The sequence below is a fragment of the Thiorhodovibrio frisius genome (assembly GCF_033954835.1).
GTDB lineage: Bacteria > Pseudomonadota > Gammaproteobacteria > Chromatiales > Chromatiaceae > Thiorhodovibrio > Thiorhodovibrio frisius.
The window spans coordinates 1,568,667-1,592,656 of sequence record NZ_CP121471.1 but is presented as its reverse complement, the minus strand read 5'-3'; the positions used below and the strand labels follow the sequence as shown (position 1 = coordinate 1,592,656).

Sequence of the window (23,990 nt, the reverse complement as noted above, 5' to 3'; positions counted from 1 at the left end):
GTTGTTCAAAGCCCGAAGCGCTTGAAGATGGCGCGGGCTTGGTCGCTACTGACGAAGGTGGCAAGGGCCTCTGCCGCATCGGTCTGCCCTGCCGAAGTAGGAAAGGCCAGCACGATCCGGGGCGGGTCATAGAGATCGGCCGGAAGCTCGTCGAATCCGGCGATCTTTTCGGCGATGCCGAGCGCATCGGTGACATTGATGAAACCAACATCCACGGTGCCAGCAAGCAGATAGGCGGACACCTGGGGGACGGTTGCGAGCGTCATAAGCCGCTCCTTGACCTGCGGCATCAGCCCGCTGCGCTCGAGAAACTGCGTGGCGGCGCGTCCATAGATCGCCTTTTTCGGATCAGGCAGTGCGATGCGCTCAATGGAGGGGTCTGCGATATCCTGCCAGCTGTCGAGCCGCTGCCGACCGTAGGCGAGCACCAGCCGACCTGTCCCGAGTGGCTCGAAACGATTAAACAGCCCGCTCTTGCGCAGAAAACCCTGCTCGCCAACCACCAGATCGACGCGGCCGCTGTCGCGGGTTTGCGCCAGCACCTGCTGCATGTTGCCGAATGCAGCGTCAACGCCAATGCCGGTCTCCTCGGTGAACGCGGCATAGATTTCGGTTAACGGTTTTTTGTAGCCAGCGCCAGCGGCGACCAGCAGACGATCAGCCATCGCCGGCAGCGACAGGACGAGACAAAGAACAAGAACGAGACTTCTCATGAAACAACACTCCTAAAGATACTTGAAAACGGGCGATCAATAACGCCCCATACCGTTACATCATTTGAGAATAACGGTAGAAAACGCGTGCAACATGGGCACCGCGAGCATTATGCAAAATATGCGCCACATATTAAAAAACGTCAGTTATCCAGATAACATGCTATATTTAAAGGTTTTTTATTGTTTCCAAGCGAGAGTTGGACGGAGCGAGTGACCAGGCGGATTTGCTAGATGCTGTAGCAAAACGAACGCGACTCTATATATGTTTGTATATAACGCAACAAAGTCAGCGTGGTGTTGCTGCGCAAGATAATCGATACGCGCACTGGCGCTGCCTTTGGTTCCGCCCACCCTGGTGCTCACCGACTTGCGTCGGGACCCAGAGGGAGATAGAGATGTCACTGGTGGCGCGCATAGTGGACCAGAATTACATCATCTGGGCGCTTATCCGGGCGTTTGACGGCGTCCTGGCAATGCCCCGTCAAATTCCAGAGACCAGCAAGCCAACCGCTTCCTCCACGCAAGATCGCAACAAGGGTATCAGCGCCTTCGTCTCGTGATATATATCATAATATAGCGAAAAGCGGATTTCGCCCCATTTATCCGGGCGAACGATAAGTACTAGCGCTGGCACAAAAGCTGCATGTTGACGCCTATTTCATGAAAAAGCCGGGCACTGGTCAGCTTTTGCCATCCGAAGAATACTGCCTAGCAACGTCGTCGATTTCCCTGCGCCCCCCCAATACGCCGACTCGGGAATGGCGCGCGCGCATGCTGAGATGTCAGTCATACGGAATCCTCGACCTGATGCGGCAACATCATTGGTTCGACCGAGGCACTTCACCTGACTCATCGCGAGGAGTCCAACATGTCCTTACAGCCCGCATTATGTGCTTATGGCAAATTGAAACGGCTTCCGTGCCGTAACCAGATCGATCTTTGCCAGCCCCAGTGGTCGGCTGGGCTGCCAGCAGCATGGCGAGCGCGCGTGGTGACCCCGTGCAAATTCAAGGTGTATCCTGACTATGAAATGCCCGCGCGCCAGGTCGTGGGCTTTGATGTCAGCGGCGCGATCTGTTTCCGCGCCTATGACTATCGCTTGCTCGATCCCTATTCGGACGATGACGAGGAGTTTTACACTCTGCTGACCTATGGCGAATCGGCCGTGGGCTGGCGACTTAAGGAACGGGGCTGGCTTTTGTACCGCCGGGTGGAATCCCACATGGAGGAGGATCATCGGGAAGAAGGGCTCCAATGGGCGGCCGATTGGCCGGGCTCCTAAAGCTAAAGTCCATGGGGCCATCCGCGCTGATCAGCCGCTCGCCCGCTCTGTATCGATATGGACAAATGCCTCTCTGTCCTGGCTGTCGCGATCCTCACAAGATGCTTTGCTCCTGCTCGAAAAACATCTTTCGATCAGACGATTAAAGTTGATTGGCAAGCAGGTATGATATTTGCCTATTTGCTATCAAGATTGATCGCCACACTGGAACGGCCCCTCCCCCCGATTGTCTCGGGCCCGTGTGATGACGGATCGTGATCCAGAACGGAGCCGCAGGGGGCGCGTTGGGCAGTTGCAAAAGCAGTGCCGACCGACTGGTTCATTCCACTGAACACAACCAATGGAATCCTCACTTGTCAAACACAGTCATTTTCTACGAAAAACCAGGCTGCATTTCCAACGGCAAGCAAAAGGCGCTGCTGCGCTCGCTCGGCCACGATCTGAGCGTGCACAACCTGCTCGCCGAGCGCTGGACGCCCGAGCGTCTGCGGCCCTTCTTCGGCGATCTGCCGGTACGCGACTGGTTCAATCCGACCGCGCCTCGAATCAAAGCGGGCGAGGTCAAGCCGGATGCACTGGATGAAACAACCGCGCTGGCCCTGATGCTGGATGATCCACTGCTGATCCGTCGCCCCTTGATCGCGTCCGACTTTGGCTGCGGCTGCGGTTTCGCATCTGGTCCGCTGCTCGCCGCGCTTGGCGTTCATCTGCAACCGGAGCAAGATTTCCAGTCCTGCTCCCAGACGGGCGATGATCCCAAATGCGACATCCCCACCGGATCGGACTCGACATGAACGCAGTCCTCGCAGACGCGGGTGCCCCTGAACGCGCCCGACCGGGCGAGGCGGTAGAGATCGCGCCCGGCGTGCACTGGGTCGGCGCGCTCGACCCGGCACTGCGCACCTTCGATATCATCCTGCGCACGGCCAACGGCACCACCTATAACGCCTATCTGGTGCGTGGCACCGAAGGTGTTGCGATCATCGATACGGTCAAGGCCGAATTCGCCGACGAGTTCTTTGCGCGGCTGGAAGCTGTCGCTCGCTACGACGAGATCCGCGTCATCGTCCTCAATCATCTGGAACCGGACCACAGCGGCGCGCTGCCCGAACTGATGCGCCGCGCGCCTCAGGCACGGCTCTACATCTCGACCCGCGCGACCTCAATGCTGAAGGCGCTGCTCAAGCCGAGCGAGGACGAGCCATCCTTTGAGTACCAGACCGTCGGCACCGGCGACGAGGTGTCGCTTGGTGATCGCACGTTGCGTTTTCTGCATACGCCCTATCTGCACTGGCCAGATACGCAATGCACCTATGTGGTCGAGGAGGCGGTGCTGTTCTCTGGCGATGTCTTCGGCTGTCACCACTGCGACAGCCGGCTCTTCAACGACCGCTGCGGCGACTTCCGCTTCGCCTTTGATGACTATTACGCCCACATCATGCGCCCCTTCAAGACGCATGTGATGGACGCGCTCCGTTTGATCGAACCGCTGCCGCTCAAGATGGTCGCGCCCACGCACGGCCCCATCTTGCGCGACCGCCCGCGCCGCTACCTGACCCGCTACCGCGAACTCTCCAGCCCCCGTTTCACCGAGGGACTGGGCGAGGCACAGGAGGCGCACAAGACCCTGCTCATCTTCTACTTGAGTTCCTACGGCAACACGGCCCGTATGGCCGAGGCGATCCGCGACGGGGCGGAAGAGACCGCCGGGGTGCGGGTGTCGCTCTATGACCTGGCAGGGGGGGCGCTTCAGCCCTTCGTGGATCTGATCGAATCCGCCGATGCGCTGGCATTGGGTTCACCCACCATCAATGGGGACGCCGTCAAGCCCATCTGGGATCTGCTCTCATCACTGGCGGTGATCGATCTCAAAGGCAAGCTGGGTGCCGCCTTTGGCTCCTACGGCTGGACCGGCGAGGCGGTGCGCATGATCGAGGAGCGGATGCGCGGGCTTAAACTGCGGGTGCCGGTGGTGGGTCTGCGCATCAAACTCATCCCGACGGACGCGGAACTCGAGGACTGCCGTGCCTTCGGGCGCGCGCTGGGCGCGGCCATGACCGGAGCGAATGCAGGCCAGACGCTGGAGTTTGCGGATCTGGTCTGATTTGGGACCTATCACTTTAGTCAATGCGTTTTCTGTTTTGAGCCGAAAATCCATGGTCGCTGGGTATACTCACCCGGCGCCCGCTCACACGGGAAACAGCTTTCTCTCCCGCGCCAGAATGTAGCCAAGCTTGCGCAGCGCATGGATGGTCTGCCTGGCACTGACGCGATCAAGTTCCTTTTCTTCTTCGCTCAACTCGCTGTAGGGGATCAGCGTTGGATTTTCCTTGCGCGCATCGTCGCGCACCGGGCCATAGCGCCAGCCCTGCGCCGTGCGTTCCGTCACGTAGGCGATGTGCACCGCCTCCGCGAGTTGTTCGAGCACAACTTCTGCGCCAGTTTGCACATGCTGGATTGCAAAGGCCAGTGCCTGGGCATCGCCATAGCGTTGGGATTTCTTGAGCGCCATCGCCCGTTTACAAATGGCAATGAGTTCATCGGGCAGGGACAGCGCCAGATCCGCGTCCTGAGGCTGGCCGTCCCCTTGCGACAAAATGGCCTCCAATTTTGCGACATCGCGGTAGGACTTGATCTTTCGCCCGGTCAGAATCTCGAACAAAATGGCACCCAGCGAGTAGATATCGGAGCGTGCGTCGACCTCTTCGAGTCGGCCAAGCGCCTGCTCGGGCGACATGTAGTAGGGGGTTCCGACGCCATGCCCGGTTAAATTAGCGTCTTCGCTCGCCGCGCTGCCAGCCTGTTTGCCAGGCGCCTGTCCATCCGGCCCTGGTGCCGACGATGGGTCTGGCGCTGGGTCTGACGCCGGGCCTAATCGGCGTGCCAGCCCCCAGTCAAGCACATAGGTCTCGCCGAACTCACCAATAATGATATTGGCGGGCTTGAGATCCCGATGAATCACGCCATGGCAATGCGAGTAAGCCAGGGTCTGGCACACGTCGATAAAGTTGGGCAACAACGCCAGGCGTTCCTCCAAACCCTTCGCGGTCTTGATCGCTTCGGCCAGGGTGCGCCCTTCGACCATCTTCATGGTGTAATACGCCTCGCCCGAGGCGCGACGCCGGCCAATCTCATAGACAGGCACGATGCCCGGATGCTGTAGCGCAGCGGTCAGCTCGGCTTCGCGCAAAAAGCGGCGGCGCAAGTCGGGCAGGTATTGGTTCATGGACTCATCCGCCGCCAAATCGGGCAGGACTTCCTTGAGCGCAACCCGGCGCTTTATGGCGACATCCCGCACGCAGTAGACAATACCCATGCCGCCGCGGCCAATCTCTTTCTGCCCCAGATAGCGACCGGCCTGCTCGTCGAGTAGAAGCTCGTCGCCCTCGCCGCGTTCGACGCCGCGATTGGACGCCTCACCCTGCTCCCATAGCAGCGTTGTGGTCTGATCCAATGGCTCATTCTGGTCTTCGTCTGGGTCCAGGTCCGGCTTGCCGGCTGCGGCCTGAACTGCGAGATGTTGCTCAAGCAGCTCGAACTGGGCGGCCGTCAGCAGTTGCCGCTCATGACAGCGTTGCGCCAGCGAAGCAGCCCGCTCCTCTGGCTGCTCGAACAACAGATCCAATATCCGCGAAAATGACAAGAGTCCGAGCTGATAGGCGGCTTCACAGAAAGTTCTGTCTGTCATCGCTATCATCATTCTTTGGCCTGTTTCTATTAGCGCCCGTTTGGCAGGATGGCTGAGCCCTCTGACTCTGGCATCCGCTTGTATAACCAAAGCAAATGCGTTTTCTGTTTTGGGCCGAAAGTCCATGTCCGCTGGGAATACCTTTGCCCCGTCACCAGAGTATAGCCGTCATGGGTCCGATGTCGGATGCGGGGCACGAGCGCATGCGCTGGCCAAAGAGCGGATCAGACACCACCGGGCGTTTGCCGCAACATTTTCCGCGCCCCCGCCCTCGTGCTAGGGTATGCGTCTGCGCAGTGCTGTTGGGATTTCTGATCCTCAACTTCATACTGTGGCACCACCCCGGAGAATGAATCTGCTGTTACGGCAGGACTCATAGCCCGGCCACCCTGGAATATTCAGCTTGTTGTCTCACGGTTAAGCTCAATCATGCTTGCCAAACTGCTTTTGACTCTCGCCGTGGTCATTGCCGCCTACACGGCCCTGCGGAATCGTCGCGCGAAATCCACCGGCGCACCGCCGCCAAAAGCCAAATCTGCCCTGCCCTGGCGGGCCTTGCGCATCGGCGCCTGGAGCATTATCGCAATCATGCTGATCGGCAGCGCTTGGTCTGTATTGCATCAGTGGCAGCGCGCGCAAGAGATCGTCGAAATTCAGGTGGTCAACCCTGCCACTGGCGCAATCGACCACTACCAGGCGCACCGCAAAGACATCAAGGGCCGCGGCTTTCGCACACTCGATGGGCAGCAGGTGCGCATCGCCGAGTTCGAGCGCATGATTCTGAGCGACCTGCGCTAAACTGGCCAGGTGAGCGCGCTTCAGCCCGGACAGCGCCACCTTAGATCAGGAGATCCCCGATGTCCGCCATTCGTCCCGGCGATGCCCTGCACCGCCTGCGCAAAGAAGCGCCCTTGGTGCACAACATCACCAACTATGTCGCCATGAATCCCATGGCCAATATTCTACTGGCTGCCGGCTGCTCGCCAGCCATGGTGCATGCTCCAGAAGAGGCTGCGGAATTCGCCGCCATCGCCAGTGCGCTGACCGTTAACATTGGCACCCTGTCGCGCCCCTGGCTGGAGGCCATGCTGAGCGCGGCGGAAGCGGCCCGCGCCCATCAGCGCCCATGGGTTCTGGACCCGGTCGCGGCAGGCGCCACCCGTTTTCGCCGCGAGGCCGCAGCCCGACTGCTTGAGTTACAACCGACTGTGATTCGCGGCAATGCCTCGGAGATTCTTGCGCTCGGCGCCAGCGCCGAGGTGCAAGCCGCCACCGAGGTGAAAGGCCGCGGAGTCGATTCCAATAACCCAGTTGCTGCGGCGGCGGCGGTCTCCGTTGCTCTGGCCAAACGCCACAACGCGGTGGTGGCCGTGACCGGCCCGACGGATTGGGTAACGGATGGACGCCGCGCCGCGAACATCGGCAACGGGCACCCGCTGATGCCAAGGGTCACAGCACTCGGATGCTCACTGACCGGCATCATCGGCGGCTTTCTCGGTGCCGGCTGCGACCCCTACGAGGGTACTCTGGCGGCACTGGCGTACTACGGCGCCGCCGGTGAATGGGCCGCGCAGGATGAGCGATGGGCGGTGCAGGGACCAGGCTCCTTCGCGGTCGCCTTCGTCGATGCCCTGGCCCTGATGAGCGCAGATCAGCTTGAGCGCACCGCGCGGATCGAGAGCATGGCCCGAGCCGACCCGACAGGAACCCAGCCAGCAGGAACACAAAAGGCGGAATGAAACCCTTCGATCTTGGCGTCTACCTGGTCACCGATCCGCACCTCTGCGGACCGCGTGGGGTTCTAGCCACGGCCACCGCTGCGGTTGAGGGCGGCGCGACCATGGTGCAACTGCGCGATAAGACCGCCAGCGATGCCGAGCTGATTGCGCTCGGCAAGGCACTCAAGGCCGCCATCAGCACCCACGCGGCGCTCCTGATTGTGAACGACCGGATTGACGTTGCCCTGGCCATTGACGCTGATGGCCTGCATCTCGGTCAGCGCGATGCCGATCCGGCACAGGCCCGGGCCCGGCTTGGCACCCAGGCCATCATCGGGCTGTCGGTGGAAACACCCGCGTTGGCGCGCGCGGCCAACCCCGAACTGATCGACTATCTGGGCGTTGGTCCAGTGTTTGCCACCGCGACCAAAGCCGATCATGCCACCCCGCTCAGCTTTGATGGTCTGCGTGCCATCTGCCGTGAGGCGCCAGAATTGCCCAAGGTGGCTATCGGTGGCCTGCATGCCGAGCATGCGGGGGATGTCATCCGCGCCGGCGCCCAAGGGCTGGCGGTCGTCTCGGCCATTTTTACCGCGGGTGATCCCCAGGCCGCTGCCCGGGCAATCCGCACGCAGGTCGACCTGGCTCGGGCGATTAGCTGAAACCCCAGGACGTTGCCGGCTTAGCGATCACCCTCAGCCGCGCCCTGGCTCGCATTCTGGATCGCACTCTGAGGCGCACCGGACCAGGGTCGGATCACCACCACCGAGGTACTGTTTTTCGGCGAGCCCTCAATGATGCGATCACTGTAGGACAGGTAAACCAGAGTGTTGCGCGGCGCATCGTAAAAGCGCACCACCTGCATGGTTTTGGTCAGCAGCGAGGTGCGTTTCTTGAAGACTTCGTCTCCGTCGTTTTTGCCGCTGGCGATGTCTTTCGGCAAGCTGACCGGACCCACCTGACGACAGGCCAAGGAGGCATCGGAGGTGTCCTCGGCCAGCCCGACGGCGCCGCTCACTCCACCGGTTTCTGCGCGGCTCAAATAACAGGCCACCCCCGGAACGTCCGGATCCTGAAACACCTCGATAACGATTTTATCGTTTGGTCCCATCAGCTTAAACTTGGTACTGACCTCGCCAACGCGCTCGGCCCACAAGGCTGGCGGGAGCAGCAGTATGGCAAGACCTGTTGCCAACCCCAGTCCCCTCAGCGGGCTTACAGATTTCAAATGTTTCATTGGCTAAAACCTCCCGAAAAGGCGCGTCATCTCGCTGTGACTGCGGGTCAGACAGTCTTCGATGGATACCCCAAGGAACCAGTTACCGGTCACGGCCATGGATGACCCGCTCGCGGACGCCAGCGCCTGATCGAGTTCCACGACCAGATCCCAATGGCCCTTGCGCAGACTTGGCAGACGATTACGCTCATGGCGCACGGCGGCCACTTTGGCAGGTGCGACATCCAGCGCCTGACAGGCGGCGGCGATCTGCCCCTCGGCCTCAAGCCGGCCACCGGGGAAATGAAAAGCGAACCCGCGATAGCGCGGATGATCGAGAAAGTCCCGCGACACGGCCGACAGAAAAGGTCCGTCCACGCTGATCAAGCCGGCCATCCGGGGCAGATTGAGATCCTTGCGATCAAACGCCAGCAGCAGGGAATCGATCTCGGCGACGCCAATGCGTCCGGTGGCCCTGGCAGCAGCGGGGGCGACCTGCTGTAACAGACGGGTCGCCACATCCGGCGGCACCGCCAAGGTAACGCGCTCGGCTCGCAGCGTCTCGCCGCTGGTCAGCTCAATGCGATAGCCGCCCGCGTCCGGGCTCAGAGCATCGACGACCGCGCCCAAACGCACCTCGATCCCCTTCGACTGCGCCAGCGCTTGCGGAATCTCGGCCAAGCCGCTCGGCAAGGTAAAGCTGCGCAGCACGTCTTTGCGGCGCGGTTTCTTGCGAAACAGTGCTGCGGCCGGATAATCATCGGCCGTCTGGCAGATCACCGAACGGAAGGCCGGACCGAACAGATCGTTGTAGTTCTTGCGGCCTAGGCCCTGGCCGTAATACTCGCGGACGCTGAGTGCTTCCTTATCGAGTTTTCGCAACCTCGGCAGCGAGGCAATCAGCTCAAGAGGATGCAGCGCGGACAGGATGGATACCCGCTTGCTACTCCGCCACAGCCGGTAACTCGCCTTGGCCTTGGCCTGGATCTGCCCGAGTGTGCCGATTTCCTCCATGATAGTGAGCAGATGGCCGTAGCTGTTAAAGCAGCTATGACTGCCGGCCTCGACCCAGAAATCTTCAAGCCCAGCGAAGCTGCGGGTGTTCATGCAACCGCCGACGCGGTCATCTTGCTCCAACACCAGGCTGGGCGTGCCGGCACGCGAGGCAAAAAACGCCGCGCCAAGGCCACTGATCCCGCCGCCGATGACGATATGAGAATGCACGTCAGATGAGGTAAGCTGGTTCATGCGCGTGGGTGGTCTTCCTGAATGGATTCATGCTAATCATCGTCTTCGACCAGACTCAGCTTACTGATGTCCGGATGCTGTTCGGGACCGCGATCAGACAGCTCTTCAAGCTCCGCACCGGGGGGTGCGATCGACCAGGAAGCACTGGGGGGAGACGAACTGGGGGGAGACGAACTGGGGGGAGACGAACTGGGGGGAGACGAACTGGGGGGAGACGAACTGGGAGTAATGGTCGAACCCTTTGCCGCGCTCGGCGATGCATCGACATCCGCTTCATCATCGGAATCGTCGAAGTGAAAAACCTCGTCCGGATCGCCGCCGACCGGCACAACTTCAGCCAGGGCACCTGCTTTGTCAAACACCTCGCGCAAGCGTTCCGCTGTTGCGAAATCAACACCGCGCTTCACAAACACCCGCTGCCCGCTGAACAGGCGCTCCACGCCGGCCTCATCGAGCTTGAATATTTGCGCCAGCCGCTTCTTGACATAGTCCGGCGATGCCGAGCCCAGCAACTCGCCAGAGAAGAGCACATCGAATGTGGGGTCAGCCATTAGGTTCCTCCGGACAGGTCATTTGCGCCCGGATGCGTCCATGCATGCCCAGGGCGCGCGCTCATGCTGGAGATTCTGGCCAGAGACTAACGGATTTTCAAGCGCTCAGAGCGGTTTTTTCAGCGAAAAGGCGCCGCGCAGATCGCCGGCCTCGTAGCCCCGCGCCTGATCCTGCGGATAAGCCGCATCCAAAGCGGCGGCGATCTCGGGATTAATCTTCTTGCCGTGGCAGGCCAGACAGACCTCCGCCGTCGGGATTGCCTTCATGAAGCGGTAGCTCCTACCACCGCTCTCTTCGACCACCTCGGCATAGGTAATGGTATTGGGGTTTTCCCCGATGCGGGCGCGATCCTCGAACTGCCGCAGCACCCGCTGCTCCCAAAGATCCGGGCTGTTTCGCTCAACATTGCGCGGCTTCAGGCTGGTCCGCCCAATCTGCCAACCACTCTGTTGCGACAAGGAATCGGCAATGCCAGGGGCCTTGTCCTTGCAAATGGCGACGGCGGCAACCGGCCCGCCATCCTTCATCGCGCCCTTTAGTTCGCCCTGCAACCTTTGGGTAAAGTCCTGGATCAGCATTCTTGCCTGGTAGGCGTTCATCATGGCCGAGTTCTGCTCAGCCATCGCAGCCCCGGACAGTAGCGAGACAGAAAACACACCGGTAGCAATCACGAAAGAGATGCGCATCATTACAACTCCTTGAAACAAGAAAAAAAAACACAAAACCGGATACCAATGGTCGAACCACGCCAACGAGGCCGACCGGCTTCTCGATTCTCGATCTCTCATTGTTGCAATCGCCGTCCCAACGGACAATGAGGATTCCAAATCCCGACGAATTTTCTCATGATGGCGCCAAGACAAAAAAACCCAGCCAGTCAGCCACGGCCAAGGGGCCGCAGCGACCGGCTGGGTCACTACTGACTACTGAAGGTTATGCAGGGGAATGGTGATGGATGGGTCACCAGAGGTCGATGGTCTCGGTCACCCCGGACGATCAATACCTGGTGGTTGGTCTCTAACGTTCATGGTCCCGACCACCCCGGATAATGAATCCGTGTGATTCACAGTAAAGACCAGGCAGCATCCGAGCTAGATCAGCACAGCTCTTTAGATACCAGAACCGGGCATTTAGGCGCCAGAACCCGGCATGCTCAGCACCTCAATCTGAACGCGGGTAACGCCGCGCTTGATCATGTCCAACTTAGCCGCAGCCCGGCGCGACAAATCGATGACGCGACCTCTGACAAAAGGCCCACGGTCGTTGATGGGCACCACTATGGAGCGCCCGGTTTCGAGATCGGTGACCTTGACCTTGGTCCCAAGCGGTAGGGTTTTGTGCGCGGCACTCACGCGGTTTTTATCGTAAACCTGACCACTTGCCGTTCTATTTCCATGCAAGCTGTCGTGATAAAAAGACGCCATTCCGCTCTGTACCGCTCCCGGTGCGGGCTTCACCGCTGCCATGCCGGGCAGCGCTATTAGCAGCAGCAAGAGGCCCGCGACTGCAACAGGTAGACGGCGGTGAGCAATGGTCGCAAAGGTATTGGTCTTCATCCTGCAAGTCCTCATCAACATCAGTTCCGCCGCGCAAGCACGAAAGCACGCATGCTGGCGATAGCGGAACTGGGTCACACAATTGAACAAGACTCAAGGATACAGGAAAACCCTTATTAGGGAAAACACCTAATTCAGCCCCAGCGGACATGGTTTTTCGGCTTGCTTAGGACTAGGCAGCAGCCACCGCGTAGGCAACAAGCGCCGGATAACAGTCACCGCCGGCTAGAATCAGGCCCGAATTGGGTGCCAATCAGGCGCCCAATGGGTGCGCGGCAATGCACCCGGGCACCGGGGATCAGCTCCGAGGATAGCTCGGCCGCGCCGGATGGCAGTAGCACAATCACTGTCGAGCCCATATTGAAGCGCCCCATCTCCTCCCCGCGTGCCAGGGTGATGGGAGCCCTAGGATCATCCGCCGAGGGGGCAAAAGGATCAGCCGGCGGATAGTCCATGCGCGTGAGCATCCGAGCGCGCGGTGGTGTCACCTCGCCCGCCCAGCGGGTCTCGATGCTGCCAACAAAGATGGCACCGACCAACACCATGGCCATGGGGCCGATGGCCGTGTCAAACAGGACCACCACCCTTTCATTTCGCGCAAATAGCCCTGGCACTCCTTTGACCGTAGTCGGGTTGACGCTGAACAGCCGGCCCGGCACATGCAGCATGCGGGTCACACATCCGGCCAGCGGCATGTGGATGCGATGGTAGTCGCGCGGCGACAGATAGAGGGTGGCAAAGAGCCCATTGCTAAAAAGCGCCGCCATCTCACCATCACCGAGCAGCAATGGCAGCGAAAACCCTTGTCCCTTGCACTGAAGCAGGCGCTCACCCTTGATGATACCAGCCTCGCTCACTTGCGCATCGACCGGGCTCAGCAGCGCCTGTGGATCATCGGGTAGCGGACGCGCATGCACTGCCAGCGCGCGCGTGAAAAAGGCATTAAAGCTTGCGTAAGACTCCGCCCTGGGCTTGACTGCTTCGCTGAGATCCACGGCAAAGTGGGAAACAAATCGCCGGATCAGCCAATGGGTGACAGGCCCGAGGCGCAGCCGGGTTAGACGCAACATTAACCGAGAGAGCAAATGCTGCGGCAGCGCGTACTGTAGCCAGACGAACAGACGCGCGCTCAACGCTTGGCGTGTTTGGGTGAATGATTTCAACGACAAATTCAACTCAGGGCTCCTGAGAACCAGGCTCGGCCAAATGCCGGATATCGCGCGCAATCCCAGCCGGTGACTGCGCGGCGGGAAAGACGGCGATCAGCTCAGCATTGGGGTCGATCAGATGCAAGGAGGATGCTTGCGCATCGGGGCCAGCGGCGAAGGGCTCGCGGGACTGAACATGCGACGCGGATGCGGCGACTTGGGTTGCGGATGTCAGGGTTTCAGTCTCAGCGGGCTGCCCGGTCAACATCGCCTGTAATCGAGCGAGTTGCTCGGGCGTGCCCGACACGACCCAGGTCTGAGCGAGCAGGCGGCGAAAATCCTGCGCCAGGGCCGCGTCCATGCGCGGACTGACCAGCACCAGCCGCAGTTTTTCGCGCAAGGCCGGTCGGTCCGCCAGGCGGTTGAACACCTCCAGCATGCGCGTCATGCTCAGATGTCCAGAAAGGCCGTCGATAGGAGCAACGCCGAGCAACACCCAGAACCCCTTGAGCTGCTCCGAGCCAAAAACCTGACCGGCGGCGGTGTGGAGTTCCCAATCCGGCAAAGGCACTGGTGGGCGCAGCCGCACGCCTTCAATCACCGACGCCGGTTCATGGCGCGGCTGCCACTGATTGCCCCACTGATAGCCGATGAGAAAAAGTCCGCCAGCCAGCAGCGCCATCACCAAACGCGCTGCAAGCGACCGGCGGCGGGACCTATGCTTTGATTTTGAGATCAAGTGCCACCACCTGCGCGCGCAATCGCCTTCCTAACGCTCATGCTGAGGCACATCCATGCTGGCGCCAGGCATCAGCGGCAATCAAGCGCAGCCGAGCGCGATCATCCTTGCCCGACGCCAGGAGCGGCCAGTCCTCTAGCGGCACCAACAGCCGCGGGCGCTGCGGACCTGGCAGATGCTCACGGCACCAGTGATGGAGCGCATCGACACTGATGGTACCCTGATAGAGCGCCACCAGCGTCTGCCCCCAAACCGGCTCGGGCAGTCCCACCAGGGTGCATTGGGAAACACCGGCTTGATGGCGGATTTGCTCTTCGATCAACCCCGGCTGCACATTGACGCCGGCAATGACAAGCTGATCGTCCGCGCGGCCCAAAATACACAGACAACCCGCGTCGCTCAGGCAGGCCAGATCGCCCGTGCTCAGCCAGCCCTGGTCGTCCAACCCATGGCCCGGGCGGCGCTCTGGGTTAGCATAACCGGACATAAGCATGGGCGCGGTCAGGCGCAACGGCGCAGCGGCATATCCGCTGGCGCACCGAGGTGCCTCGACGCGAACATCGGGCAAGAACTCCAATGCCTGTTCCCCGTTCTCATTGAGCGCCCGGCTGGCGATAAAAGAACAGGTTTCGGTCATGCCATAGCCTAAATGCAGGGGCCAGCCCGCTGCAAGTGCCCGCCGCGCAAGACCGGTATCCAGTGCCTGACCGCCAATGAGCACCACCCGCAGCCAGTCAGGTGGGCGCTGACACTCCTCAAGCAGCCGCGCCAGCATCGCCGGCACCAGCGACAGGTGAGTAACCGGATGCCGCCACAGATCCACCGCGACACGCGCAGCATCAAAGCGCGCATGCAAGAGCATTCCTGCCCCGGCCAAGGCGCAGCGATAGCCGATGGCCAGCCCGCCGATATGCTGCCGGGGCAAGGCGCACAGCCACAGATCCTCGGCCCCGAGGCCAAGCCGCTGATTGATGCGCTCGCAGGAGGCCCGCAAGGCCGCCCCGCTCAGCATCGCTGCCTTGCGACCACCGCTGCTGCCGCTGGTCTGAACGACAAGTGCGAGCGGCTCCTTTCGACCGATTGCTTCTCCGGTTGAGTCCCCGATCGATTCAGGCCAGGCCCGCCTTGGGACCGGCTCCGATTTCCCACCCGCCGGAATTAAGCATCCCCCGGCTGCCGCACCGCCAGCACCCGGACGGTTGAAATCATCGCCGGGCTGCCACCACCAGTCAGCGCCTACTTGCGCAGCAATCTGGCGCAACTGCGCAGATTCCAGCTGATCAGCAACCGGAAGCAGGGCAGCTGCGTTCAATGCCAGCGCAGTCTGCATCAGGCTCAGCTCCGGGGTAGCACCGCCGACCTGGCAAATGACCAGATCGCCGCCTCTAAGCCCCTGCTGGCGCAGCACGGCCGCGCGTTCATGGCCTCGCGCAAAAAGTTCGTCGCGCGCGATCTGGCCGTCCGGCAACATTAGAGCGGCGACGGGCGTGACAGCTGCCCGGCCCAAAACAAGCCGAGAGTCGATGTCCGCTAGCATGATCAAGCGGCCTGGCGCCCGCCGTGGCGGACGCGCGAAAAAACCGGGAATCGCACTAGAGCCCGCTACTCTGGCACTTGGGACAGACGCCATAGATGACCAGCGAGTGATCCTCGATCCTAAAGCCTTTCTGCTCGGCAACGGCGCGCTGGCGCTCTTCGATCTCCTCCTCGACAAACTCCACGATCAGGCCGCATTTCATACAGAGCAGGTGATCGTGGTGGCCGCCGCGGTTGAGTTCGAACACCGACTGCCCGCCTTCAAAGTGATGGCGAATCAGGATACCGGCCGCCTCGAACTGCGTCAGCACCCGATAAACGGTCGCCAGACCGATGTCCTCGCCCGCAGCCAAGAGCTCCTTGTAAACATCCTCGGCACTGAGATGACGCTGGCCGGTGGTTTGCAGAATACCCAGGATTTTGACCCTCGGCACTGTGACCTTCAAACCGACCTCTTTGATTTGCTGACTCTGGTTCATCTCAATCGGCTCCACCTGAGAGCTGCCACGAAGCCAGACACCACAGGTCGGGATACCAAACCCGAAGGTACCAAATGCGAGGAAATCGAACGCGGGAATGTCGTACGCGGCATGTCTGGGGTATCATTCAGGCTTTGCACTGGCGGCACGCGAAGTAAAGTATCAATGCGAAGGCTTCTCATCATTATAACAGCCACAGCCCTGGCTGGCCTGCTGGCAATCGGCCTGAGTGGATGCGCCGGCAAACGCAGCAAGCCGGCGCACGAGAAAGGTGCCAAGCTCTCGAACCTGCCCTTCGTCTATAAGATGACGGTGCAGCAGGGCAATCTCATCACCGAGGAGATGGTCGCCCGCGTAGAGCTGGGCATGACCCGGGCGCAGGTGCGCTATCTGCTTGGTACTCCCCTGCTGACCGACATCTTTCATACCGACCGCTGGGACTACCCCTATACCATCAGGCGCGGGCACCGCAAAATGGAAGAGCGCAAACTGACGCTCTGGTTCGATGGCGACTCGCTGGTGCGCATCTTAGGTGATTACGAGGCCAACCCTGATGGTCTGCCCGCAGCGGAAGAAGAGCGCGAATTCGTGGTTGAAGTCCCTGACTGGAAAAACAACCGAGGCCTGATCAACAAAGCGCTCAATGCCGTTGGCGCTAAGAAATAAGCCTAAGCTCCAACCGCTGGTCCAGTTTAAGCCGGTCCGGTTTCAGGTCCAGCTCCCGATTCAGCCCCTCCCTTGGCGGCCCGATTCGCGGCCTGTTTCTTCTTCGCCTGCTTGGGGTCGGCAATCAGCGGCGCGTAGATTTCAACCCGGTCGCCATCGCCCAAAGCCTGCTCGGCTTTGATCGGCTTGCCGAAAATACCGAGCTTATTCACGCTCAGGTCAATTTCGGGTCGCAAGCGCAAGATACCCGAGCGTTGAATCGCCTCGCCCGCCGTCACCCCTGGAGCAGCTTTCAACTTGAGCAAGGTCTGCGCCGCTTGGCGTGCATAAACGACCTCAACGCCAATGGTCGGGTCAGCATTCGGGCTCCCGCCCTCGCCCGCATCTTTTGTCGTGTTGTTAGACACCATGCACCTCATCGGCTCGTTTGCAAAAGGCATCGACCAGCGAGCCGGCGATCTGGCCAAAAACGGCACCAAAGGCACGGTCGATCATCCGCCCGGAGAACTCAAACTCCAGCTCCAGTTCCACCTTGCAGGCATCCTCGCGCAGCGGGGTGAACACCCAGCCGCCGGTGAGCTTGCGAAAGGGTCCGTCTTTCAAGTTGATATCCATCCGATACGGCGGGTCGATGCGATTGCAGGTGGAAAAGGCCTGATGAATACCCAGGCGCGAGACCTCGATGCGACCGCAGATTTCATCCTCCGTTCGCGACAGCAGCTGGGTCGCATGACACCAGGGCAAAAACTTGGGATAGCCCTCCACGTCGGCGACAAGCTGAAACATATCGTCAGCTGAATGGCGCACGAGCGCACTTTTCTTGATAACTGGCACGTTAAATCAATCCAATGGCATTGAGAAAAACAATGGTTACGCCAACCGGCGAGATATAGCGAATCAGGAAGCGCCACAAAAGGTAGCCGCGGCGTTCGCCGCCCATCAGTTCTGCGGCCGTGACCTGCCGGCTCAGCACCCAGCCGGCAAAAACAGCGATGAGCACACCGCCAATTGGCAACAGCACATTCGATGTGGCATAGTCGAAAAAATCAAAAAAGCCCTTTCCAAACAGCGTGATATCGGACCAAAGATTGAGCGACAACAGACAGGCGATACCCAACAACCAGATCAGCCCGGTACCAATCGCGGCGGCAACCGGCCGCTGCCAGCCACGGTTTTCAACCAGCCAGGCCGTCAGCGGCTCAAGCAGGGAAATCGCCGAGGTCCAGGCAGCAAACAGGAGTAGCAAGAAGAACAACACCGCAAAAAATTGCCCGCCAGGCATTTGCCCAAAGGCAATCGGCAGAGTCTCAAAGATCAGGCCCGGGCCACTGCCGGGGGCGAGACCATTGGCCAACACAATCGGGAAGATAGCCATGCCCGCAAGCAGGGCCACTAGGGTATCCATGCCCGCGATAATGACAACATTCTGAGTGATAGACGCCTGGCTGCTAAGATAGGAGCCGTACATCATGATGGCCCCCATGCCTAAGCTCAGGCTGAAAAACGCCTGACCCATGGCGCTGAGAATCGCCTCGCCAGCGCGGCCCTGGAACTCGGCAAAATCCGGACGGAACAGGTACTCAAGCCCCTGAACAAAGGCACCGCTCTGGGTGGCCGCATAGACCACCATCACTAGCAAGAGCGCAAAGAGCGCCGGCATCAGAAAGCGCACCGCCTGCTCCAGACCGCCGGATACACCGCGCGCCACCACCAGCGCGACCATCACCATGAAAACGCTGTGCCACAGCAAGAGTTGCCAGGGATCGGCAATGAGGCTGGAGAACACCTGGCTCGAGGCGGCGGCGTCAATCCCCGCAAAGCCCCCCATGCCAGCACGCAACATATAGGCCAGCGTCCACCCGGCCACCACACTATAGAAAGACAGAATCAGAAACCCTGAGAGAATTCCGAGCCAGCCGACAAACTGCCAGACTTTGGGTGCAGCCTGGGCCTGCGCAAGAGCGCGCATGGTGTTGATGGGGCTCTGGCGCCCGCGCCGCCCAAGCATGACCTCAGCCATCATGATGGGAATCCCGATCATCCCCACGCACAGCAGATACACCAGCACAAAGGCGCCGCCGCCATACTCGCCGGCGGTATAGGGAAAGCGCCAGATATTGCCGAGGCCGACCGCCGAGCCACTGGCCGCCAGGATAAAGGCAAAACGCGATGACCACATGCCATGGATGCTGGTTGAAGTTGCCATGGTTGTCTGCTCCGCCGAAAATTGTGGTTATACCAATCGCAAACTAATGGTTTTCGGTTTTAGGTCGGGTAACGGCCCAGAACGAGCCCAAATTCCAAAGAGTTTCGGTATATCCGTTCAGTGGGTCGACCTTCGCCCGGCTTAGCTTAGGCACCCACTTGTTCGCGCACGCTGTCGGCCAGCTCGGCCGCCATCTGTTCGACCTGATCGCTATCGCGTCCTTCCACCATTACCCGCACCACGGGCTCGGTACCGGATGGGCGCAACAGCACCCGTCCTTGTTCGCCCAGGCGCTCCTCCACTGCACGCACCGCACGCTGCACACCAGGCAGCGCCATGACATCCACCCGGCGCTCCAGGCGCAGATTGATCAACACCTGCGGATACTGTGCCACCGCGCTCGCGGCCTCAGCCAGGCTTTGCTCCGAGACTGCGAGCGCGGCCAACACCTGCAAGGCCGCAATAATGCCATCGCCGGTCGAGGTGCGGTCCCGACAGATAATATGACCCGAGGGCTCCCCGCCAAGAATGCCATCATCGGCCTTGAGCCGCTCCATGATGTAGCGATCACCGACCTTGACGCGGGCGAAGTCGATGCCAAGTCGCTGTAGGGCCTGCTCCAGCGCCAGATTACTCATCAGGGTGCCCACCACGGGGCCTTTCAGACAGCCAGCCTGCTGGCGGGACTTGGCAATCAGGTAAAGCATCAAGTCGCCATCGATCAGCCGCCCGTCGGCATCTACCATCAGCACCCGATCCCCGTCACCATCGAAAGCAATGCCAAGATCGGCTTGCTCGCGCTTGACCGCCTGCTGCAAAATCTCGGGATGCAATGATCCGACCGCACGGTTGATATTGAAGCCATCCGGCTCAACGCCAAGGCTGATAATCTCGCCACCGAGTTCCTCAAACACGAACGGAGCAATATTATAGGTAGCGCCATGGGCGCAATCGATCACAATTCGCAGCCCATTTAACGAGAACCACGAGGGCACCGTACTCTTGCAGAACTCGATGTAGCGCCCGCTTGCATCCTCGACCCGCTTGGCTTTGCCAAGCGCGCTCGCCGGGACCGCCTCGAGCGGGAGTTCGAGTTCGTCCTCGATTGCCAGCTCGGTGTCATCGGGCAGCTTATCCCCAGCGCCGGAGAAAAACTTAATGCCATTGTCCTCATACGGATTGTGGGACGCGGTGATGACAATGCCCGCCAAGGCACGCAGGGTACGGGTCAAATAGGCCACGCCCGGCGTTGGCATCGGTCCAAGCAGCCGGATATCCAACCCCGCCGCCACCAGCCCCGCCTCTAGGGCGGACTCAAACATATAGCCAGAAATTCGCGTGTCCTTGCCGATCAGCACCTTGCGGCCGTTGCCATGGCGTGCTAAAACGCGTCCGGCAGCCCAGCCCAGTTTGAGCACAAAATCCGGGCTGACGCTGGGGTCGCCTACGCGACCGCGAATACCATCGGTTCCGAAATACTTTCGCATGCGTTTGGGTCGAGATTGAAGCCTGTTGGTGAATCTGTAACGGGGGCCCGCAGATCAAAGACAATAACCCGCGATCACGGCTTTCCAGCCAGCCGCACAGCCTGTACCAGCTTGAGCGCTTGCACAGTCGCTGCGACATCATGGGTGCGCACAATGGCGGCCCCGCGCTCCACCGCCATGACGGCTGCCGCGAGCCCCGCTGGCATACGCTCGCCCAGCTCGGCACCGGTCAGGGCGCCCAGCATGGACTTGCGCGACAGCCCAACCAGCACCGGCGCGCCTAGTGCAAGCAAGGAGTTAAGCCCCGCCAAAAGCGCCAAATTATGCTCCAAGCGCTTGCCGAAACCAAATCCGGGGTCGATCAGAAGATTATCCCTCGCCATGCCAGCATCTTCAGCAGCCTTCAGCCGCGCGCGCAAAAATCCCGCCACCTCGGCCACCACATCGTCGTAATCCGGGTTCTGCTGCATGGTCGCGGGGTCGCCGCGCATGTGCATCAGCACGACAGGGACTTGCAACTCGACGGCCGTGGCCATGGCACCAGGCTCGCGCAGGGCGCGAATGTCGTTAATGATGCCGGCACCAGCACCGACGGCCTCGCGCATCACAACAGGATCGGAGGTGTCGATAGAAATCACCGCGCCCAGGGTGGGCGCGATGCGTTCAATTACCGGGATGACGCGATCAAGCTGCTCGGCCGCGGCGACAACGGCAGCGCCGGGCCGGGTTGACTCGCCGCCGATATCGATGATTTTCGCCCCGGCCTCGGTCATAGCCTGCGCGTGCGCGCAGGCGGCATCTATCTGGGCGTAGCGCCCGCCATCAGAGAAGGAATCGGGCGTGACATTGAGCACGCCCATGACAGAGGGCTGAGTGAGATCGAGCGTCAATGCTCGCCTGCGGGACCGCCGATTGGACCAATGCCGCTGACGGGCTTACCATCCTCGTCCGAAGTCACCGGAGCATCGGCACTGCCGCCGGGTGGATGCTGCGCATCTTCCTTGTCCCAATCCTTGGGCGGGCGCGGCGGACGGCCTTCCATGATGTCGTTGATCTGCTCCAGGTCAATGGTCTCGTACTTGATCAGCGCGGCGGCCATGTTGTGGAGCTTCTCCATGTTCTCATTCAGCAGGTTCTTGGCGCGCTCATAGTTGCGATCAATGAAACTGCGCACTTCTTCGTCGATCACGTGCGAGGTCTCATCGGACACCGACTTGTGCTGAGTGACCGAGTGGCCGAGAAAAACTTCCTGCTCGTCCTCACCGTAGGCCAGCGGGCCGAGCCTGTCCGACAGGCCCCAGCGGGTGACCATGTTGCGCGCCAGCTCAGTGGCACGCTGGATGTCGTTTGATGCGCCCGTGGTGACCATCTCCGGTCCGAAGATCAGTTCCTCGGCAATGCGCCCGCCGAACAGACTGGAGATTTGACTCTCAAGCCGCTGCTTGCTGTAGCTAAAGCGGTCATCCTCGGGCAAAAACAGCGTCACGCCCAGCGCCCGTCCGCGCGGAATGATGCTGACTTTGTGCACCGGATCATGCTGGGGCACCAAGCGCCCGACGATGGCGTGGCCAGACTCATGATAAGCAGTGAGCTTCTTCTCATCATCAGACATCACCATGGAGCGCCGCTCGGCGCCCATCATGATCTTGTCCTTCGCCTTTTCAAGGTCCTGCATATCCACCAAGCGCTTGTTGGAGCGGGCGGCAAAAAGCGCTGCCTCATTGACCAGATTGGCCAGATCGGCACCCGAGAAACCGGGCGTGCCGCGCGCGAGGATGGACGCCTTCACATCCTCGGCGGTCGGCACCTTGCGCATGTGGACCTTCAGAATCTGCTCGCGTCCGCGCACATCGGGCAGGGGCACGACCACCTGACGGTCAAAGCGACCGGGCCGCAGCAGCGCCGGGTCGAGCACATCGGGTCTGTTGGTAGCGGCAATGACAATGACGCCTTCGGTCCCCTCAAAGCCGTCCATCTCCACCAGCAGTTGGTTCAGCGTCTGCTCGCGCTCGTCATGGCCGCCGCCAAGGCCGGCACCGCGATGACGACCGACGGCGTCGATCTCATCGATAAAAATAATGCAGGGCGCGTGCTTTTTGGCCTGTTCGAACATATCGCGCACGCGCGAGGCACCGACGCCGACGAACATCTCGACAAAGTCCGAACCTGAGATGGTGAAGAAAGGGACCTTGGCCTCACCGGCAATCGCGCGCGCAAGCAGCGTTTTACCGGTGCCAGGCGGGCCGACCATGAGCACGCCTTTGGGAATCTTGCCACCGAGTTTCTGGAACTTGGATGGGTCTTTGAGGAAATCGACCACCTCGACGACTTCGTCTTTGGCTTCCTCGGCTCCGGCCACATCAGCAAAAGTGACCTTAACCTGGTCCTCGCTCAACATGCGCGCCTTGCTCTTGCCAAAGGACATGGCACCGCGCCCGCCGGCGCCGCCCTGCATCTGGCGCATGAAGAAAATCCACAGGCCGATCAGTATAAACAGCGGGAACCAGTTGATCAGTATCTGCATCAACAGCGACTGCTTCTCGGGTGGCGCGGCTTTGATCTCAACATTGTTGTTAAGCAGGTCGCCCACCAAACCATCGTCGCCCGGGCTGTAGGTGGTGAACTTGTGGCCATCGACACCCACACCTTCAATGGTGCGCCCCGTCACCACCACCTCCTTGACCTGACCCTGCTGCACCTGCTCGAGAAAATCCGAGTAGGCCATGGTCCGCGGCGTGCTTGGAGCCGTTGTGAAATTATTAAAGACGGACATCAGCACAATCGCGATGACCACCCACAGAAGCAGATTCTTTGCCATATCACTCACAGACACAGTCTCTCCAAAATTTGTCCAGCATTGCCGGACACCTTGTCGATCAGCCCGACCCGTCGTCGATCAGCCCGACCCGTCGTCGATCAGCCCGACCCGTCAGCCCGCTATCCAGAGCTTCACACCTCATCGCCGAGGCTTCACACCTCATCGATGATATCAGCTGCCGGAGAATTCGCTTGATGACCCTTAGGGAATCAACCCCGAACCGGCGATCGGCATGCTGAGCGAAAACCCGTGGCAACCAGATAGGTTTCACGGCTGTTGGCCCGCGAGGCGTCTGGCTTGCGCGTGACGACCCGCTCGAAACAGCGTCGCAATTCGCGCACCAGTTGGTCAAACCCTTCGCCATGAAACGCCTTGATCACCAGATGACCGCCAGATTGCAGCACTCTGGTTGCCAAGTCCAGTGCCAACTCGCAAAGATGCACTGAGCGCGGTTGATCCACCGCCCGCATTCCCGAGATATTTGGGGCCATGTCGGAAAGCACAAGGTCAACAAATTCTCCATTCAGAGCCGCATGGATCCGTTCCAGGGGCTCATCCTCGGTGAAATCCCCCTGAATAAAAACCACGCCCGGCACAGGGTCCATCGGCAACAGGTCAAGTGCAATCACCTGCCCACGACTCCCAACACCAGCCGCCAGAACCTGTGACCAGCCGCCTGGGGCAGCGCCCAGGTCAAGCACCCGCATTCCCGGGCGCAGCAGCCGGTCTTTCGCGTCGATTTCCAGGAACTTATAGGCAGCCCGCGAGCGATAACCCTCGGATTGCGCCTGCTTGACATAGGGGTCACGACGCTGGCGCTCAAGCCAGCGCTGGCTGCTTTTGCTTCGCACCGCCATTGTGCTTGAACCGACCCTCCAAGAAAGCGGTGATTGATCCCTCAACCACGCCGGGCGGCGCAAGCTAAGGAAAAACCC

At 60.5% G+C, this 23,990-nt stretch carries 26 protein-coding genes; 8 read left to right on the top strand and 18 right to left on the bottom strand.

What is annotated here, in order from left to right; genetic code table 11:
• Window positions 1–5: 5 nt before the first annotated feature.
• Entirely contained in the window at window positions 6–713 is a 708-nt protein-coding gene (modA, locus tag Thiofri_RS07420) for a molybdate ABC transporter substrate-binding protein (protein WP_009151063.1), read from the bottom strand.
• Window positions 714–1,111: 398 nt separating this feature from the next.
• Here modA and Thiofri_RS07415 point away from each other — a divergent pair, with 398 nt between their 5' ends.
• From Thiofri_RS07415 to Thiofri_RS07400, 4 genes are all read left to right on the top strand, one after another.
• On the top strand, window positions 1,112–1,276 hold the full coding sequence (locus Thiofri_RS07415; RefSeq protein ID WP_009151062.1) for a hypothetical protein: 165 nt from the start codon (window positions 1,112–1,114) through the stop codon (window positions 1,274–1,276).
• Window positions 1,277–1,728: 452 nt separating this feature from the next.
• Window positions 1,729–1,998, top strand: coding sequence for a hypothetical protein (locus Thiofri_RS07410; protein WP_190275873.1), 270 nt, complete (start codon window positions 1,729–1,731; stop codon window positions 1,996–1,998).
• A gap of 353 nt (window positions 1,999–2,351) precedes the next feature.
• The gene (locus Thiofri_RS07405) at window positions 2,352–2,792 is read left to right on the top strand and encodes an ArsC/Spx/MgsR family protein (RefSeq protein WP_009151060.1); all 441 of its coding nucleotides are present in this window, start codon (window positions 2,352–2,354) and stop codon (window positions 2,790–2,792) included.
• Entirely contained in the window at window positions 2,789–4,102 is a 1,314-nt protein-coding gene (locus Thiofri_RS07400; RefSeq protein WP_009151059.1) for an FprA family A-type flavoprotein, read from the top strand. Before Thiofri_RS07405 ends, Thiofri_RS07400 begins: the two co-directional genes overlap by 4 nt.
• Window positions 4,103–4,186: 84 nt before the next feature.
• On the opposite strand, the gene Thiofri_RS07395 is transcribed toward Thiofri_RS07400, so the two are convergent.
• Entirely contained in the window at window positions 4,187–5,686 is a 1,500-nt protein-coding gene (locus Thiofri_RS07395) for a protein kinase domain-containing protein (RefSeq protein WP_190275872.1), read from the bottom strand.
• A 429-nt stretch (window positions 5,687–6,115) separates the two neighbouring features.
• Between Thiofri_RS07395 and Thiofri_RS07390 the strand changes: the two genes are divergently transcribed.
• The 3 genes from Thiofri_RS07390 to thiE are packed head-to-tail and all read left to right on the top strand — an operon-like array spanning window position 6,116 to window position 8,066.
• Complete coding sequence (locus tag Thiofri_RS07390; RefSeq protein ID WP_009151057.1) at window positions 6,116–6,484, top strand: hypothetical protein; 369 nt, start codon at window positions 6,116–6,118, stop codon at window positions 6,482–6,484.
• A 59-nt stretch (window positions 6,485–6,543) separates the two neighbouring features.
• A complete protein-coding gene (gene thiM, locus Thiofri_RS07385) occupies window positions 6,544–7,425 on the top strand; it encodes a hydroxyethylthiazole kinase (RefSeq protein WP_009151056.1) in 882 nt (293 codons plus the stop codon).
• Window positions 7,422–8,066, top strand: coding sequence for a thiamine phosphate synthase (gene thiE / locus Thiofri_RS07380; protein ID WP_009151055.1), 645 nt, complete (start codon window positions 7,422–7,424; stop codon window positions 8,064–8,066). The genes thiM and thiE overlap by 4 nt, the downstream gene beginning before the upstream one ends.
• A 20-nt stretch (window positions 8,067–8,086) precedes the next feature.
• Here the strand turns inward: thiE and Thiofri_RS07375 are convergent, their stop codons facing one another.
• The 9 genes from Thiofri_RS07375 to fur form a co-directional block, all read right to left on the bottom strand.
• Window positions 8,087–8,641, bottom strand: a complete 555-nt coding sequence (locus Thiofri_RS07375; protein ID WP_009151054.1) for a CreA family protein — start codon at window positions 8,639–8,641, stop codon at window positions 8,087–8,089.
• Between the two features lie 3 nt (window positions 8,642–8,644).
• Entirely contained in the window at window positions 8,645–9,868 is a 1,224-nt protein-coding gene (locus Thiofri_RS07370; protein WP_009151053.1) for a protoporphyrinogen/coproporphyrinogen oxidase, read from the bottom strand.
• Between the two features lie 32 nt (window positions 9,869–9,900).
• Window positions 9,901–10,419, bottom strand: a complete 519-nt coding sequence (locus tag Thiofri_RS07365) for a hypothetical protein (RefSeq protein WP_009151052.1) — start codon at window positions 10,417–10,419, stop codon at window positions 9,901–9,903.
• Window positions 10,420–10,524: 105 nt separating this feature from the next.
• A complete protein-coding gene (locus Thiofri_RS07360; RefSeq protein ID WP_223296826.1) occupies window positions 10,525–11,337 on the bottom strand; it encodes a Tll0287-like domain-containing protein in 813 nt (270 codons plus the stop codon).
• Between the two features lie 213 nt (window positions 11,338–11,550).
• Window positions 11,551–11,976 carry a septal ring lytic transglycosylase RlpA family protein gene (locus Thiofri_RS07355; protein WP_009151050.1) on the bottom strand — a complete coding sequence of 142 codons (426 nt, stop codon included), beginning with the start codon at window positions 11,974–11,976 and terminating at the stop codon, window positions 11,551–11,553.
• Window positions 11,977–12,191: 215 nt separating this feature from the next.
• Window positions 12,192–13,139, bottom strand: coding sequence for an archaetidylserine decarboxylase (gene asd / locus Thiofri_RS07350; protein ID WP_223296825.1), 948 nt, complete (start codon window positions 13,137–13,139; stop codon window positions 12,192–12,194).
• Window positions 13,140–13,152: 13 nt separating this feature from the next.
• Window positions 13,153–13,806 carry an SCO family protein gene (locus Thiofri_RS07345; RefSeq protein WP_009151048.1) on the bottom strand — a complete coding sequence of 218 codons (654 nt, stop codon included), beginning with the start codon at window positions 13,804–13,806 and terminating at the stop codon, window positions 13,153–13,155.
• 94 nt (window positions 13,807–13,900) lie between these two features.
• Window positions 13,901–15,400 (bottom strand): AMP-binding protein, encoded by a 1,500-nt coding sequence (locus Thiofri_RS07340; protein WP_190275871.1) that lies wholly within the window; start codon window positions 15,398–15,400, stop codon window positions 13,901–13,903.
• A gap of 55 nt (window positions 15,401–15,455) precedes the next feature.
• Window positions 15,456–15,878 (bottom strand): ferric iron uptake transcriptional regulator, encoded by a 423-nt coding sequence (fur, locus tag Thiofri_RS07335; RefSeq protein ID WP_009151046.1) that lies wholly within the window; start codon window positions 15,876–15,878, stop codon window positions 15,456–15,458.
• Between the two features lie 165 nt (window positions 15,879–16,043).
• On the opposite strand from fur, the gene Thiofri_RS07330 reads away from it, so the two are divergent.
• Window positions 16,044–16,544 carry an outer membrane protein assembly factor BamE gene (locus Thiofri_RS07330; protein ID WP_040857574.1) on the top strand — a complete coding sequence of 167 codons (501 nt, stop codon included), beginning with the start codon at window positions 16,044–16,046 and terminating at the stop codon, window positions 16,542–16,544.
• 26 nt (window positions 16,545–16,570) lie between these two features.
• Here Thiofri_RS07330 and Thiofri_RS07325 read toward each other — a convergent pair whose 3' ends face one another.
• The 7 genes from Thiofri_RS07325 to Thiofri_RS07295 form a co-directional block, all read right to left on the bottom strand.
• On the bottom strand, window positions 16,571–16,954 hold the full coding sequence (locus Thiofri_RS07325; RefSeq protein WP_009151044.1) for an RnfH family protein: 384 nt from the start codon (window positions 16,952–16,954) through the stop codon (window positions 16,571–16,573).
• A complete protein-coding gene (locus Thiofri_RS07320; RefSeq protein ID WP_407702931.1) occupies window positions 16,944–17,330 on the bottom strand; it encodes a type II toxin-antitoxin system RatA family toxin in 387 nt (128 codons plus the stop codon). Before Thiofri_RS07320 ends, Thiofri_RS07325 begins: the two co-directional genes overlap by 11 nt.
• A gap of 49 nt (window positions 17,331–17,379) precedes the next feature.
• Window positions 17,380–18,750 (bottom strand): sodium-dependent transporter, encoded by a 1,371-nt coding sequence (locus Thiofri_RS07315; protein ID WP_009151042.1) that lies wholly within the window; start codon window positions 18,748–18,750, stop codon window positions 17,380–17,382.
• 146 nt (window positions 18,751–18,896) lie between these two features.
• Window positions 18,897–20,237, bottom strand: a complete 1,341-nt coding sequence (gene glmM / locus Thiofri_RS07310; protein WP_009151041.1) for a phosphoglucosamine mutase — start codon at window positions 20,235–20,237, stop codon at window positions 18,897–18,899.
• Between the two features lie 74 nt (window positions 20,238–20,311).
• Window positions 20,312–21,127 carry a dihydropteroate synthase gene (gene folP, locus Thiofri_RS07305; protein ID WP_009151040.1) on the bottom strand — a complete coding sequence of 272 codons (816 nt, stop codon included), beginning with the start codon at window positions 21,125–21,127 and terminating at the stop codon, window positions 20,312–20,314.
• The gene (ftsH, locus tag Thiofri_RS07300) at window positions 21,124–23,055 is read right to left on the bottom strand and encodes an ATP-dependent zinc metalloprotease FtsH (protein ID WP_190275885.1); all 1,932 of its coding nucleotides are present in this window, start codon (window positions 23,053–23,055) and stop codon (window positions 21,124–21,126) included. The genes folP and ftsH overlap by 4 nt, the downstream gene beginning before the upstream one ends.
• A 209-nt stretch (window positions 23,056–23,264) precedes the next feature.
• The gene (locus tag Thiofri_RS07295) at window positions 23,265–23,912 is read right to left on the bottom strand and encodes an RlmE family RNA methyltransferase (RefSeq protein ID WP_009151038.1); all 648 of its coding nucleotides are present in this window, start codon (window positions 23,910–23,912) and stop codon (window positions 23,265–23,267) included.
• Window positions 23,913–23,990: the final 78 nt, after the last annotated feature.